The organism is Pseudomonas sp. NFACC04-2, assembly GCF_900119265.1.
Lineage (GTDB): Bacteria > Pseudomonadota > Gammaproteobacteria > Pseudomonadales > Pseudomonadaceae > Aquipseudomonas > Aquipseudomonas fluorescens_AA.
Genome location: NZ_FPJC01000028.1, coordinates 43,734 through 58,955 on the forward strand (window position 1 = coordinate 43,734; position 15,222 = coordinate 58,955).

Sequence of the window (15,222 nt, forward strand, 5' to 3'; positions counted from 1 at the left end):
AGCGCTCAAGTCAATCGGCCCTTACGGGGCACGGTTCCCTCCTGTTCAGCCCCCGATGTCCACCACCGTTTTTCCCGCCCCGCGTCCCTCGGCTACCTGGACAAACGCCTCATTGACGTCACCCAGGCCAAACCGGCGCGGATCCACCTTGGTCCCCAGCTGTCCTGATTCAACCAGCGTCGCGGCCTCCCGCAAGATCCACCCATGATGCTCGCACCCCTTTCCGGTCAGCAGCGGCATCAACGTAAACACTCCGGAATAGCTTGCGCCCCGGAACGACAACGGCGCGAGGCTGTGTTGACCCCAGCCGAGGCAACTGAGCACATGGCCGGTGTAGGTCTTTACCGCGTTGAACGACGCATCCAGGGTCGGGCCGCCAACGGTGTCGTAGACGATGTCGAAGCCTTCGCCATCGGTGTACAGGCGCACGTAGCTGTCAGGGTCCTGGGTCCGATAGTCGATGGCTGAGGCGCCCAGTTCGCGGATGAAGTCCAGGCTGCTGGCCGAGCCCGTGGCGTAGACCACGGCGCCCCGGGCCTTGGCGATTTGCACGGCCATTTGACCGACGCCGCCCGCGCCGCCATGTATCAGCACCTGTTGCCCGGCCCGGACGTTGGCCCGATCGACCAACCCTTCCCAGGCCGTGATGAATGCCAGCGGCAAGGCAGCCGCTTCGCGCATGCTCAATGAGCGGGGCTTGGGCGCAATCAGGCGGACATCGACCGCGATGTACTCGGCCAGAGCGCCTTGCGCCCCGCCGATTCCGCCGGCCATGCCGAATACCTCGTCGCCACGGGCGAAGTCATTCACGCCTTCGCCCCGCTCAACCACTGTCCCGGCCAGGTCGATCCCCAATACGGCGGGCAACGGCTGGCGAGCATGGGCACCGCCTCCTGCCGCGATCTTGGTGTCCAGCGGGTTGATTCCGGCGGCATGCACCTTGATCAATACCTGGCCTTTGCCGGGAACGGGCCGGACGATGGAACGGACAATCAGCGGCGCCTGAGCGGTTTCGGCAACGGCGGCGAACATGGTGTTGTTCATGACGGTAAACCTCCAGTGAGTGGGCAGGTTCATCATGCGAGCGAAGACGCATTCCGATAAGTGAGCAACAATGGATAGGATTTATTCCAGACAGAGGCTAAATGCTGATGGATCTGCTCGATGCAATGCAGGTGTTCGTGCGCGTGGTGGAGCGCGGGTCGTTCTCGGCGGTCGCCAGGGAGCTGAACCTGGGCCAACCGGCGGTGAGCAAGCAGATCCGCGCTTTGGAGCAACATCTGGGTGGGGCGCTGTTTGCCCGCAGCACTCGCCATCTCGCGCTGACCGACCAGGGACAGCGCTTCTACACCGAGAGCAAGGACATACTCGCCAGCGTGGACGCCGCGCGACTCAGTTTCGCCAGTGGCCAGGAACAGATCGCCGGCCTTCTGCGCGTGGCGGCGCCCGTCAGTTTCGGCCGGTTGTGTATCGCGCCCCTGGTGGGCGAGTTCCTGGCCCATCATCCACAGCTTCGTATCGACTTGAGGCTGAGCGACCAGAACGAAGATGTGCTGAAGGAAAACATCGACCTTGCCATTCGCATCGGCGTAGTGAAAAACGAAGGGCTGGTGGCGATTTCCCTCGGCGACAGCCCGCGCCGGGTGTACGCCTCCCCTGCTTATCTGCAACAGCACGGCACGCCCCTCGAACCGGCCGACCTGGCCCGCCATAACTGTTTGGGGTTCACGCTGCTGGAGCATTACGACGTCTGGCGATTCGAGCAGGATGGCCGACAGCACAGCGTAACGATCAAGGGCAACGTCACCTGCAACAGCAGCGAGGCGATCCGGGAAATGGTGCTGTCGGGCCTGGGCGTTTCGCTTTCACCGCAGTGGTTGTTCGCTGCCGATGTCCGCCAGGGAACCGTCTGCCCCCTGCTGGCCGATTACCAACCGCTGGCGCTGCCCATCAGCGCCGTGTTCAGCCACGACCGACGCCGCTCGGCACGAACCCGAGCCCTTGTGGATTTTTTGCGCGAGCGTCTTTGAACAGCCGGATTAGGACTCACAGGCCAATGACGGCTGCGCAGCCTTGCCATGACGTCCCGGGAAATACGCCGCCGCAGCCACGCCCACCGCCCCCATCACCATGCAATACCCCACGCACACCCACGGGCTCCACGGCACCAGGGCGATCAGCATCAGCGGTGTCATGCTGGCCCATAGCGCATAGGCGATGTTGTAGGTGAGCGAGATGCCGGACACGCGGATCTTCGGCGGGAACAGGCTGACCATCACCGACGGCACCGCGCCAACCACACCGCAACCCAGGCCGGCCACCGCGTAGGCCAGGCCCAGCCAGGCGCTGCCGCTGATCAGGCTGGCGTAGAGCACAGCAATGCCCAGGGGCAATAGCAGGCTGTAGAGCATGACGGTGCGCCAGGCGCCGATGCGGTCGACGATGAGGCCGGCCAGGACGCAGCCGATGTTCAGGAAGACGATGCCCAGGCTGCTCAGGGCGAAGGTGTGGCTGGGCGTCATGCCGAAGCTTTTCTGCATCACGGTCGGGGTGATGACCACGAACACCACCACGGCAGAGGTCAGCACGCAGGTCAGGATGGCGGCGGGCAGCAAGGCCTGGCGGTGGTCGCGCAGGACCGTGCGCAACGGCAGTTCCGCAGCGCCTTCACGATTGGCTTGCAGGGCCATGAAGATCGGCGTTTCGCTCAGCCAGCGGCGCAGCCAGACGCCGATCACACCGAAGACGCCCCCCAGCAGGAACGGCAGGCGCCAAGCGTAATCGAGAATCTCCGCCGGCGTGTAGATCCGCGCCAGCGCCGTTGCGGTCAGAGCGCCCAGCAGGTAGCCGAAGGTCAGGCCGGCCTGAAGGAAACCCAGGGCATAGCCGCGATGATGCAGCGGCGCGTGTTCGGCCACGAATACCCAGGCGCTTGGCACCTCGCCGCCCACGGCCGCGCCCTGCAGGATACGCAGGGCCAGCAGCAACAACGGGGCGAAATAGCCGATTTGCGCGTAGGTGGGCATCACCCCGATGAGCAGGCACGGCAACGCCATCATCAGGATGCTCAGGCTGAACACTCGCTTGCGCCCCAGGCGATCGGCAAAGTGCGCCATGAGAATGCCGCCCAAGGGGCGAGCCAGGTAGCCGGTGGCGAAAATCCCGAAACTTTGCAGCAAGCGCAGCCAATCGGGCATTTCCGGCGGGAAGAACAACTGGCTGAGGGTCAGGGCGAAGAACACGAAGATGATGAAATCGTAGATCTCCAGCGCGCCTCCCAAGGCGGCCAGGCCCAGGGTCTTGTAATCGGATCGGCTGAATCGGTCACCGGGTAGAACAGAGGTGGCAGTCATAGGCGGATTTGAACGATAAGTTGAAAGAGGGCGACGGCTCAGTCGTCGCGATCAGTGTCCACCGGTTGAACCGGTGGTTGGCCTGGCTCGGCGTCTTCGGCCTCGTCGGCAGGCAGGAAATCCTTGCGGCTCTGGGCGATAGCCCGGCGCATTTCGTCGCCCTTGGTCGGGCAGTTCAGGAGGCGGGCGATGCCGTCGGGTTTCTGCGTCATCGCCATCCTCCGGCATGAGTGAACAGGGGCTCGATAGTGCTCGCTTTTGGCGCGCGATGCCAATTTTGTGTCTGAGCGGCGCCATTGTGGCGGGGGGTGCTTTGCAGCCCAGCGGGGATAAATCCCCTCGCCACAGAGTTTGCGTTGTTCGGGTCAGCGGTGGTAGCGGCGCACTACGCTGCTGTTGCGCAGGACGTGACCTTTGATTTTTTCCATCAGTTGGGCCCGGGTGAGGCCGGCAGGGAAGGCTTCCGGCGGCAGGTCCAGGGCGAAGAGCTGGATCAGGTAATGGTGAGCGCTGTCGCCGATGGGCGGGCAAGGACCGATGTAGCCGTGGGTGTTCTTGCTGTTGATGCCGCTCATGCCTTCCAACGAGGACTTGGTACCGGCGCCCGCTGGAATCTGCCGGGTGGTGGCCTTGATGCCGTAGTGGATCCAGTGGTCGACACCCTGGCCCCTCTGGCCGTCCGGGTCCAACATGACGATGGCATAGCTGAGGGTGCCCGGTGGGCCGGCGTTCCAGCTCAAGGCCGGGGAAATGTTCTTGCCACCACAGGCGTTGGCGTCACTGGCCGCCGCCGCGGTGAAGAGGCGGTCGTCCGACACGCCGGGGATACTGAGGGTAAAACGCTCCTCGGCCTGGGCTGCCCCTTGAGCGCACAGCACCAGGGCGACGGCCGCCAGCCAAGGGGTGAGAATGTTCAATCGAGTCATACCGGGGGCACCTTGTGCGTGTCTGGCCATGGACGGCTTGCGAACTATAGCCGCAGCTTCGCCGAGGATGCAGTGACAATTATGCTGAACCTCGTTCCGGCACTGCGACTCCAAAGGGAAACGCCTGCCGGAGAACGACCATGCCTGTGCATCAAGTCGCCCGTTTCGCCGATGTTCGCGAAGACCGCGGCCTCGAAGTCAAAATCAACGACACGTCCATCCTGCTGCTGCGTTCAGGCAATCAGGTGCGCGCCTTCCAAGGCAAGTGCCCCCATGCAGGCGCACCACTGGCCAAGGGCGCGGTGTGCCATGGACGGCTGATTTGCCCCTGGCACAAGGCGGCGTTCCGGGCTGAAGATGGCGCCCTGTGCGAGCCGCCAGCCCTCGACAGCCTGGCGCGCTATCACGTCGAAGTGCGCGGCGATGACGTCTGGGTCGATGACCAACCGCTACCGGCCGATAAAATTCCGCCGGCCGATGACGCGCGCACATTTGTCATCATCGGCGCCGGCGCGGCCGGCACGGCTTGCGCGGCGGCGTTGCGGGAGAAGGGGTTTGGCGGCCGAATTCTGCTGATCGACCGCGAAGCCGAAGCCGGCTACGACCGTACGGTGCTGAGCAAGTACGTATTGGCCGGAGACATGCCGGTCAACGAGACGGCGCCGCTGCGCGATGAAACTTATTTCACCCAGCAACGCATCGAAAGGCTCCACGGCGAGGTCACCCATTTGGACCCCAGTGCCCGGCAAATCCAGCTCGCCGATGGCCGGCGCCTGGACTACGACGCCGCGCTCATTGCCACAGGCGGGGAGCCGAAGACGCCAGCGCTGCCCGGCATCGATTTGCCGCAAGTCTTCGTGCTGCGTTCGATCGCCCACGCCCGGCAGATTCTCGACACGGTCCGGCCAGGGCAACGGGCGGTGATCATTGGCGGCAGTTTCATCGCCATGGAGGTAGCTTCGTCCCTGCGCAAACGCGAGCTGAGCGTCACCGTCCTGGCCCGGCACCCGGTGCCATTCGCCGCACAATTGGGCGAGAGCGTCGGCCAGGCCATCCTGGCCCGGCACCGGGCCAACGGCGTGGTGTACCACACCGACGGCGAAGCGGCACGGATCGAGGGAGCGCACAAAGTCGAAGCCGTGGTGCTGGATAACGGCCAGCGCTTGGCTGCGGACCTAGTGATCGTCGGCATCGGCGTGCACCCGGCCACCGAGCCGTTTGCCCAGTTGCCGCGGGAGCAGGACCAGTCGCTGTCCGTTGACGCGGGCATGCGTGTGGCTGATGGCTTATGGGCCGTGGGTGATATCGCGACGTTCCCCCTGAACGGCAAGCCTGTGCGCATCGAGCATTGGCGCCTGGCCCAGCAACAAGCGCGCATCGCCGCCGCGAACATGCTCGGCGGCGACGAGCACTATCTGGACGTGCCGTTTTTCTGGACTTATCACTTTGGCAAACGCTACGACTACCTCGGGCACGCTGAACATTGGGACGAGGTGGAATTCAAGGGCACGCCCGAGCATCCGCCCTTTATCGCCCTGTTGGGCAAGGACGGCCTCGTTGCCGCCGCCGTGGCCTGCGATGAAGGCCGGGCCATGGCAGCGCTGGCCCAGCGCATGAAGCAACCGCTGCCGGTGGACGAAGCGTGGCGGCTGGTTCGGGATTTTTCGTCGTAGATCTGTCCCGCTCCCACAGTTTTATCTTGTGTTAACCGAAATATCCGCCACGCCCCAATCCCCTGTGGGAGCGAGCTTGCTCGCGATAGCGACGGGTCAGCTTGCATCACTGCACAGACTGATCGGCCGGCAAGTGGATTACCCGTGGTCGCTCCAATGGCGCCAGGGGCGGTGGTTGCAAGTCCGGGCTGAGCAAGTGGAAATGCGGCACGACGTGGCTGATGTCGCCGTCCTGGTTGTTGTGGATGATCTTCGAGCCGGGCTGGCGCAGCGTGTCCAGGCGCTCGCCGGTCAACTTGAAACTGGCGCTCAAGCCCTGGTCATCCACCACCGGCGCCGGCAGTCGGCGCTGGGCGAAGCTGCGGCTTTTGCGCTGTTGATAACGCGCCCAGGCAATCAGCACCACCGCGTTGACCAATGCGATCCAACCATAGACCTGCAAAGTTCCCAGGGTGTCGAACAGCGACCCTCCCAGGCGCGGACCGGCCTGGCCGTCGAGCAGCGGCCACAGCCCATTGACCAGCAAATACAACAGCCCCACCCACGCCAACACGGTGAAAAGCGCATCGATGACCACCAGAAAAGGCCGTTGCCGGGTCCTGATAATTTTCATCGGATCACTTCCTCTTCCTGATCATCGAACGGTTTGATACCGCGATCCGGACTGATCCAGCGCGCACGCTTCTGATGCTGCCCGAACAACACTTTGGGAAAGCTCACCAAGGTGGTGAAAAGGCTGATCAGCCAGAACACCAACGGGTACCAGACCACCCAGAACATGATGTGCCACAGGCCTTTTTCATAGCGCCGATCGATCAGGATGCTCACCGCGAACTGCAGCAGACACACCACGGCCAGCAACAGGCCGGTGAAGGCTGGCGGCATCAGGTGATCCACGGCGATGGCAGCAGGCATTTCGACGAATTTGCCGGCGCCCCAGAAGATCACCGACAGCAGGAAGGTGAACGCCCAGCCGGTGGACAGGCAGTATTCGAACAGCAGCGGCCACAGGTAGCGATGGCGGTATTGCCAGATGCCGCGGATGTTCTTGAACAGCACCTCGGCGCCCCCCTGGGCCCAGCGCAGGCGTTGCCGCCATAGACCGCGCAAGGTTTCGGGCATGAGAATCCAGCACAGCGCGCGCGGCTCGTAGAAGATGCTCCAGTGATCCAGTTGCAGCTTCCAACTGATATCGATGTCTTCGGTGATCATGTCCGGGCTCCAATAGCCGACCCGGTGCAGGGCGGTGCGACGGAACGCGACGATCACGCCGGACACGGTGAAGATCCGCCCAAAGACCCGCTGGGTACGCTTGATCAGGCCGATGATCGAGGAAAACTCGCCGACCTGGACCCGGCCTATCAAGGTCGAGCGGGTGCGGATGCGCGGGTTGCCGGTCACCGCGCCGAGGCGGGCGTTGTCCAGCATCGGCGCCACCAGGTAAGCACAGGTGTTCGGCGCCAACAGCGCGTCACCGTCGATGCATACCAGATATTCGCTGCGCGCCGCGATGGCGCCCATGCGCAGGGCCACGGCCTTGCCCTGGTTTTCAGCCAGGTGCAAGACGCGCAGACGCGGGTCTTCGGCCGCCAGTTGATCGAGCATCTGGGCGGTGTTGTCCTTGGAGCCGTCGTTGATGGCGATGACTTCGATGTTCGGATAATGCTGACCCAGCGCCGCGTGAATGGTGTCGGCGACGTTATCGCCTTCGTTGAAGCACGGGATCAGGATGCTGATCAGCGGCTCGCCTGCCAGTGGCGGTGGCAAGGTGTCGTCCTTCCACGGCCAGTGGCGTTCCCAGTGCAGCCAGAAATACAGGCCGCCGGCGATCCACAGCCCGGACATGAACAGCGGGTAAAAGAACACGAAGTCCATCAGGAATTGCCCGGTGACCAGGAAGATCAGGCCCAGGGGCACCCCAAGGACGATCGCCAGCACCAGCAGGGCGAGCAGTCTGTCGAGCATGTCAAGGATTCCACTTGTTGGAGAGCGCCGGCCGCACGGTTTTCACAGCGGGCTGGTCTTCGATGAAGTTGTCCGGGTAGTAGCCGAAGCTGGTCACGCCCTGGCGCTTGAGGCGCCCCATCCAGTCGGCCAGGAGTTCGCCGTCGATGTCGGTCACCGGTTGGCTGTCCCAATCTCGCGCCTGCAACTCGAACACCGTGCGCTTGAGTGCACCGGGCCGGCTTTTGACGGTCTGGACCAGACGCTCCAACCACGGGCCGGACTGCGCGCGGGTCTGCTTCTCCATCAATGGCATGGCCATCGGTGCCGTCCAGTCATAGGCGCCGAGGAAGTCGTCGAGGTTCTGGGCGAACCAGGCTTCGCTTTGCGGGTTGAGCATCGGTTCGGCAAAGATATTGCGCGCCGTCAGCACCTGCGGACCACGAATCGCCCGGACCTTGGCGGTCAGCTCATGGGTGAAGTCAATCAGGTAGCGGCTCTTGAAGCGGGTCCAGCGTTGCATCGCCGCCGGATCGTCCCGCAGGGCCGCGATGGACGTCGACAAGCCGTTGGCGGCATAGACTTTCAGGGCCGCAGGGCTGGCGTCCTCGAAATCGGAAAACACCGCGTCATCATGGTAGAGCACGCCATCCAACGAACTCATCCGCGCCAGGTCTTCATAAATTTCACCGATGACCTTGCGCACATTCGGGTCGAACGGCGACAGGCGCACATATTGGTCCGGGGCGACGCCGGTCTTGCCGGTTTCCGGGTCCCAACGCTGCACCCGCGGCAACTTGGCGTCCAAGGCGAAACTGAGCACCGGCATCCAGGCATAGACCTTGGCGTTGGCCCGGGTGCGCAATTGCCAGGCGACCCGGTCGAACAGATCGGCCCGTACCGGCAGGTGGCGGTTGGGGAAGTACAACGAGTGCACGAGGCCGTCGCCTTTCGGATCGGCGAATGCCTGCAAAAACACGGTATTGGCACCCAGGTCGTAGATGCGCTGGACCAGCTTGCCAACGTTGGCCTCTTGCTGCACCGGGTCCGGGTCGTAGACGTAGTCCAGATCGACATGAAGCACCCGCATCGGGTCCATTGTCTGCACCGAGACAATGCTTTCGGCGAAATGGGCGCCATCCGGGTCGGACGCCACCAGGAAGCGTGGGCCGCTCATCAGGTTATCCAGGCTGTCGAGGCCATCTTCCAGGGTCAGGGCCATTTGATAGCCCTCGCTGCCGATCACCTGGAGCGCGGTGCCGTCTGCCTCCCCGTAAGGCCAGACCCAAACGCGCGGGCTATAACCGGCAACCTTGCGGATTTTCTCGGAAATGGCCGCCACGTCCTTGCGCAGGCGCGCCTGGAAATCGGCCTCGGTCTCGTAACGACCGGTGGCAGGGTCGTAGCGCCGGGTGGTCGCGGCGGGTTGTTGGTTGCCTTGCGGGTTGGCGAGGATGCCTTTGTGATTGGCATCGGTGTGGGCGGCGATCTCCACCAGGCCCGACTTCGACACCTCGCGAATCTGCTCCCAGGTCAGGAACTCGGAACGCTTGCGCGGCACTCCGGCAAAATCCACCGTCTGGTTCAATGGCGTATCGACCCAACTACCGACCGGAGCCAGGATGGCCGGCCAGTTATAGGCACGCAGGATGGGCATGACGCGGGTATAGAAGCTCGAGTAGCCGTCGTCGAAACTCAGCAGCACCGCACGGGGTGGCAACGCCGGCCCGCCATTGCGCGCGGTGATGATCTGGTCCACGGTGACCGGCTGGTAATTGTTTTCCCGCAGCCACGCCAGTTGCTCGATCAGCCGCTCGGTGCGCACGGCCACCAGCGCCTGGTCCGGGTCTCGGTCGTCGACATCGTGGTAGGCGATGCCGAGCACATGGTTCTTCGGCCACGGGGCGTCATTGGCCGCCAGCGGACGCTGCGAAGGCGGCGTGAACGCCGGGGCTTGCTGGGCACAAGCGCTGATCAGCAAGACCCCCAGCAGAAGGATGAATCGCGAAATGACAGGCATCTTCAAACTCTTCTAGAAGCGATAGGTGAGGTCGACAAGCAGGCGCAAATCGCTTTCGCGATCGCCGTCGTAGGGGCGGTTGAGCCAACTCAGCGCGGCACCTGCCTCTAGCACGTCGTTCCAGATGAAACGCTGGCCGTAGCCGAGCAGTCCCATGGCCCCGGTGTTGTAGTCACGCTGGCTGTAGGTACCGGCACCGACCTGGAATTGCTGGCTCCACGTGGTTTCGTAGCGGCGATACAACACGTGGTTGGCGCTCACGGTCGGCATGACGCTGAAATCCGCTTTCGGGTTGAAATAGGGCACTTCGTTGGAGCCGCTGTTGCGGCTGGCACCGACTTCCAGACCCAGCTCCACTTGCAGGCGCGGCGTGCTGTAGATGCCCTCGCGGCCGGTCAGTTGGGTTTCGAGGCGGTTGTTGCCGTCACTGAAATGGGACGGGCTCACCGCCAGTCGCCACTCGCGGCTTTCATGGGCCCGCCAGCGGACGAAACCACTCCCGCCGTTGGCACGGATGCCACTGTTGAGCGCCCGTAGCGGGGTATTGGCCGAGAGGTAATCCAGACTACCGCCGTACTGCCAATGGTCGTCGATGTCTCGGGCCACGGCCACGCGCGCGCCTTGCTTGTCGCCGGAACCATAAGCGTGATTGGAGACCTCGGCCTCCAGCGTCATGTCCCGGGTGCGACGCTCCACGCCCAGGCGCTGCCAACGGTGGTGGCCAGTGCCTTCCTCGAAATCACCGGTGGCGTAGCCTGCACCGCCGAACAGCCGCCAGTCTTCATCGATGGGCGGGCTGTAGAGCAGCGTTTCGATACCAAAGTCCCGGCTGCCAGTGACTGCGCCGGCGTCACCGTTGCCACCGCCATAGCTCTTGCCGGTGTAGGCCTCGATGCGCAGCTCGGCCATGTCGTGTACCTCGCGCTGGCGCTGCAGACGTTTGACATGGGCGTTTTCCGGGTAGCGGGCGACCACGTCGTCGGTCAGGGCATCCAGCTGCCGCCACTCCTGCAAATCCATGGCCGCGCGGGCCTGGGCGATTTCCAGGTCACGGTTGCGCGGGATCGTCGCCTCGACTTCTTTGAGCAGGTTTTCCGAACGGCGCGGCCAGTCACGGGCCTGGTACAGATCGGCCTGGGCCAGGCGCATGCCGGTGTTGCCGGGACCTTGGTTGACCAGGGTTTCCAGGCGCGCCTCGGCAGTAGGCAGGTCGGCGCCGTACGTGCCGGCCTGGGCGGCGAGTTGCTGGGCGTCCATCCATTCATCGTTGGGGTTGCCGATCGGCAGGCCCTTGAGCTCGATGCGCGGACGCTGGGCTTTCGCCATGTCTTCGGCCAGTGCACGAGCCTCTTCGGATCTTTCACTTTCCAGCAACGCATAGTAGAGCGCGGTGCTGTCTTCAAAACGCTCCGCGGGATCGGCATCCGGCGCAGCCAGGACCCGGCGGTACAGATCGACGGCAATCTCCGGCTCACGCTGTTCCAGATAGGAAGAGGCCACCCAGCGCAAGGCGTAAGTGGGAATGCTCACGCCCTCGGCGATCAGTTTCTGGTATTCGGCAATCACTTCTGCTCGACGGGCACGGGCATTGAGTGCGCCCATGCGATCGATGCGCCAACGGAGTACGTCGTCGTGGGCCTCGGCCACCGGACTCCAGGTGGCGAGCAACTTGTCGTAGTCGGCCAAGGCACGGTCGGCAATGACGAAGCGCTCCTGCTCGCTGCGGCTGGCCATGTCCGCCAGGCGCACCCGCTCGGCGGCGACGTCACCCTCCAGACGTCGTTGCACGCCACGGTCGATCAGCCCTGGCTGCAGGCGCGCCAGGCGCAGCGCCGGCTCCGGCAACCGTGCCCGTTGCAGGGCGTAGATGTATTCGCGCGCAACCTCTGGGCTGTTGCCGGCGCGCGTGAAGGCCTGGTCGTATTCGAACAGCGCTTCGTGGGGGCTGTCGGCGCGGGTCAAGGCATAACCCAGTGCCAGTCGACGCATCGGATCTGTCGGCTTGGCAGCGACCAGGGCCTTGGCGCGGGTGACGGCTTCGTCGGGCTGGCCTGCATCGGCCTGGGTCAAGGCCAGGCCGAGTTGCAAATCGGGGTTCTGAGGGTCGATCACCAAAGCCTGGCGGTACAGCTGGGCCGCCGAATCCCAACGTTTGAGGTTGCGATAGGCACGAGCCGTCGCAGTCAGCGCCTGGACGGGCAGCGCTCGATTGCGGCCTTGGGTCTCATAGACCGTCACCACCTCGGTATCGAGGCCGGCCCAGCTGGCGATCTGCAGGTGGTCACTGATCTGCGCGGCGCTGGCCTGGCCGGCCGGCACCTGGCGCAACGCAGTCAGCGCAGGGGTGTAATGGCCTGCACGGGCGTCGAGCACCATTTGGTCATAGGCGGTATCGGCAAACGCCAGCATCGGCCAGCACAGTTGGCTGCACAGCGCGACACGAAACAACGGGCGCAAACCACGTTGAATAAAAGGACCCACAGTACGCGGCATTCGTCAGCATCCTTACATGGCCAGCCGGGTCGCAGTGCCCCCTTGCCCATCAAACAGGAAGCCGGATCAAAGGAATCCAGCCAAGCTCTAATGGGCCTAGTCTTGCACTCTCGGGCGGGTCATCTTCAGGAACGCCACAATTCTTCAGAATCGATACAGATTTCGGCCAAGGGTTGATCGGTGGGCATAAAAAAACCCGGCGGTGCGTCACGCACGGGCCGGGTCTTGGGTGTGACCTGAACGGGCTTACTGGATGGCGACGCCGCCGCCCAGCTTGCTCATCACAAATGCCGAGAATTGTTCAACGGTCATTTTCTGGCCATTGAAATCGACTTGGTTGTTGGCGTAGTGCAACTTGGTGACAACATCGTTGCCTTCAAGGGTCGCCAATTGCGTACCGACGGCCATGGCGCTGAACATATCGCTGGTAGCCGTGGCTTGATCGGCGATCAGCTTGGCATCCGTCTGGCCTTCCATCTGTGCCTGCACGGTCATCAGGTCCACCAGCATCGGTTTGGAAACCTTGAGATTGAAATCCAGCAGGGCGAGTAACTGACGACCCAATTCATCCGGCGGCAGGTCCATGGACTGCGGCTTGGTCAGATCAACGATCAGGCTGGCACGGCTTTCACCGTTGGCAGTGTTGAACGACAGATTTTCCAAGGCCACCTGCGGGGCACCGGCCAAGAGTTTTTCCAGATCGGCTTTGACCTGTGCTTCCTCAGCTTCGGTCAGGCTCAACTCTGGCGCCGGTTCACCGGCTGCAGCGGCTTCGGCGGCCGCTTTTTCGTAGGGCTGCAGCTTGGTCTGGTAGATCTGCATCAGCGACATGGTGGCCGGGATATCCAGGTTCTTCAGGCTGACCGCCATCTGTGCCGAACCAATAGTCTTGTCGTTGAACGACAACTCACCGATCTTGTAATCGGCACGCCCCGAAGCACTGGTGCCGTTCTCGCTGCTGCTGTTCTTCATTTCGAAGTTCTTCAGGCCCAGCACCGACTTCGGCTCACCAAACGTGGCCTTGGTGCTGCTCATCAGCAGGGTGTTGTCACCCATGTAGTAACCGTATGAGCTTTTGCTCAGGTTACTGGCCAATGTCAGGCCGTTCAGCTCGACCTGCACCGGCGTCTGGTCTTCGGCAACGGTGGTCAACTTGAAGCTGTCCATGTAGCCGTCAGCCTTGACCTTCTGGCCTTGGGCGCTGGCGGCCAGGTCGATTTTAAGACCGGAGAAGGTGAGCTGGGACTGTTCATCCAACTTGGTGTCCAACGGCAGCAGCTCGTAGGTGCCGTTGATGGATTCGTCGTAACCCAGGTTGACCACACCTTTGAGGGGGGACTGGTCCTTGGTTGCAGCGAACCACTTGTCAGTCAGTGGATTGCGCTCAAGCGCAGTGTGGCTGGTGGCCATGACCGGCAGCCACTTGAGCGTAATCAAGCGCGAGAATGGCAGCGGGCCGTGTTCGATCCGGTCGACGAAGAGCAGCTCGACCGACTCGCCGCCGAATATCTCGCCTTCGCCTTTGAGACGGTAGTGGGCGGTGCTGCTGAATGTGCCACGGTCCATGGAAACCAGCTCCAGGGCGGCTGTGCTGTTGGACCCGGACAGGGCTGTCTGCATCTGCTTATTGCTATCGGCAATAGCATTTTTCAACACGCCTTCGAGTTTGGTCCCGGTGTACCAGGCGCCGCCCGCGCTGATAGCACCGACCGCCACAACGATTCCCAGAAGTACGCTTGCTGATTTATTCATGAGTGACCCGATCGATATCCATGGTTGAAGAAAGCCGTCGTCTTCCCTGACACGTCAAGGGGGTGGCTCGACGCCGCAAAGAGGAGGGGAGATTACCATCCGGCACCCTTGCGGGCCCAATGTTTATAGGGGTAAAAACGTTTTCTTGAGAGGTGGTCTACGAATATTGGACTTCGATCTCATCGAGCTGATGGTCGAAAGTCTTGAGGCGGGCCGTCCAGGTGTACACCAGCACTTCGAAATCGCGATTGATCACCGCCGCACCCGATGACTCTGCGCGCGAATCGCAAAAGTCCAGTTGATAGCGCTCCCGGGCCATGGCATTAGCCACGTCGCATAATTCACGGGCGTTGTTGAGCCAGTGCCAACCGTTCTGGGTGACCTGCTTGTCCAGGGCCGCGCATTGGACTTTCAGGGCTTCCAGGCTTTTTTCCAGCGGAGTGCCGGTGAGTTCGCCCATGACTTCCTGGAATGTGCGGCCAGGTTGCCAATAACTGCCCCAGAAATAACGGTCAAACACCGTTTCGACGCGTCGCAATGCCACTTTGGTGTCCCAAATCAGCACCAGGGTCTTGCCTTGCTCGAGGTGTTTTTTCTTGATGCGTTGGCCCTGAAACGAAGCCCAGGCCACGATTGCGATGGATATCACGCCAATCAACGCTGCCGCGCTATCGAGGAACAGCAACGCCTTGTCGATTTGATGAGTGAGCATGACGCCATAAAAATAAGTGGCCGACAGCAGCAGCAATGCCGCGGTGGCGCACCAAAAGCCGGGAGCATAAGGGTTTTTCATTATTGGAATCCCCATGACCAGTGACGTCGTGGCCCTCTTGGTCGCCAGAGCCCGACTCTCACAGCATAGCAACGGCGTTGGGGGTTTGCCGGGGCATCAGGGGTTCGATCCGATTACCGGCCCAAAACGACAGAACCCCTGTCTGCTAAGGCAGACAGGGGTTCTGGGAATTCAATCTTGACGATGACCTACTCTCACATGGGGAAACCCCACACTACCATCGGCGATGCATCGTTTCACTTCTGAGTTCGGGATGGGATCAGGTGGT

General features: G+C 62.6%; 12 protein-coding genes and 1 rRNA gene. 2 read left to right on the forward strand and 11 right to left on the reverse strand.

Features of this window, described 5'->3' with window-relative positions; translation table 11 throughout:
- Positions 1–45: 45 nt before the first annotated feature.
- The gene (locus tag BT125_RS25775) at positions 46–1,044 is read right to left on the reverse strand and encodes a zinc-dependent alcohol dehydrogenase family protein (RefSeq protein WP_072411680.1); all 999 of its coding nucleotides are present in this window, start codon (positions 1,042–1,044) and stop codon (positions 46–48) included.
- 107 nt (positions 1,045–1,151) lie between these two features.
- On the opposite strand from BT125_RS25775, the gene BT125_RS25780 reads away from it, so the two are divergent.
- Positions 1,152–2,030 carry a LysR family transcriptional regulator gene (locus BT125_RS25780; RefSeq protein WP_072411698.1) on the forward strand — a complete coding sequence of 293 codons (879 nt, stop codon included), beginning with the start codon at positions 1,152–1,154 and terminating at the stop codon, positions 2,028–2,030.
- A 9-nt stretch (positions 2,031–2,039) separates the two neighbouring features.
- On the opposite strand, the gene BT125_RS25785 is transcribed toward BT125_RS25780, so the two are convergent.
- The 3 genes from BT125_RS25785 to BT125_RS25790 all read right to left on the reverse strand — a co-directional run bounded on the left by BT125_RS25785 (position 2,040) and on the right by BT125_RS25790 (position 4,279).
- A complete protein-coding gene (locus BT125_RS25785) occupies positions 2,040–3,353 on the reverse strand; it encodes an MFS transporter (protein ID WP_072411682.1) in 1,314 nt (437 codons plus the stop codon).
- 38 nt (positions 3,354–3,391) lie between these two features.
- Positions 3,392–3,565, reverse strand: a complete 174-nt coding sequence (locus BT125_RS29515) for a hypothetical protein (protein WP_170866874.1) — start codon at positions 3,563–3,565, stop codon at positions 3,392–3,394.
- Positions 3,566–3,718: 153 nt separating this feature from the next.
- Positions 3,719–4,279, reverse strand: a complete 561-nt coding sequence (locus BT125_RS25790) for a YbhB/YbcL family Raf kinase inhibitor-like protein (protein WP_072411684.1) — start codon at positions 4,277–4,279, stop codon at positions 3,719–3,721.
- Between the two features lie 140 nt (positions 4,280–4,419).
- Between BT125_RS25790 and BT125_RS25795 the strand changes: the two genes are divergently transcribed.
- A complete protein-coding gene (locus BT125_RS25795) occupies positions 4,420–5,952 on the forward strand; it encodes an FAD-dependent oxidoreductase (RefSeq protein WP_072411686.1) in 1,533 nt (510 codons plus the stop codon).
- A 106-nt stretch (positions 5,953–6,058) separates the two neighbouring features.
- Here the strand turns inward: BT125_RS25795 and pgaD are convergent, their stop codons facing one another.
- The 7 genes from pgaD to rrf form a co-directional block, all read right to left on the reverse strand.
- A complete protein-coding gene (gene pgaD / locus BT125_RS25800; RefSeq protein WP_072411688.1) occupies positions 6,059–6,565 on the reverse strand; it encodes a poly-beta-1,6-N-acetyl-D-glucosamine biosynthesis protein PgaD in 507 nt (168 codons plus the stop codon).
- A complete protein-coding gene (gene pgaC, locus BT125_RS25805; protein WP_060739781.1) occupies positions 6,562–7,917 on the reverse strand; it encodes a poly-beta-1,6-N-acetyl-D-glucosamine synthase in 1,356 nt (451 codons plus the stop codon). The genes pgaD and pgaC overlap by 4 nt, the downstream gene beginning before the upstream one ends.
- A gap of 1 nt (position 7,918) precedes the next feature.
- Entirely contained in the window at positions 7,919–9,916 is a 1,998-nt protein-coding gene (gene pgaB / locus BT125_RS25810) for a poly-beta-1,6-N-acetyl-D-glucosamine N-deacetylase PgaB (RefSeq protein WP_072411690.1), read from the reverse strand.
- Positions 9,917–9,928: 12 nt separating this feature from the next.
- The gene (gene pgaA / locus BT125_RS25815; RefSeq protein WP_072411692.1) at positions 9,929–12,409 is read right to left on the reverse strand and encodes a poly-beta-1,6 N-acetyl-D-glucosamine export porin PgaA; all 2,481 of its coding nucleotides are present in this window, start codon (positions 12,407–12,409) and stop codon (positions 9,929–9,931) included.
- Between the two features lie 246 nt (positions 12,410–12,655).
- Entirely contained in the window at positions 12,656–14,161 is a 1,506-nt protein-coding gene (locus tag BT125_RS25820) for a YdgA family protein (RefSeq protein ID WP_072411694.1), read from the reverse strand.
- A 157-nt stretch (positions 14,162–14,318) separates the two neighbouring features.
- On the reverse strand, positions 14,319–14,954 hold the full coding sequence (locus BT125_RS25825) for an NADH:ubiquinone oxidoreductase subunit N (RefSeq protein ID WP_072411696.1): 636 nt from the start codon (positions 14,952–14,954) through the stop codon (positions 14,319–14,321).
- 175 nt (positions 14,955–15,129) lie between these two features.
- Positions 15,130–15,222, reverse strand: a 5S ribosomal RNA gene (gene rrf, locus BT125_RS25830); the annotation flags it as partial.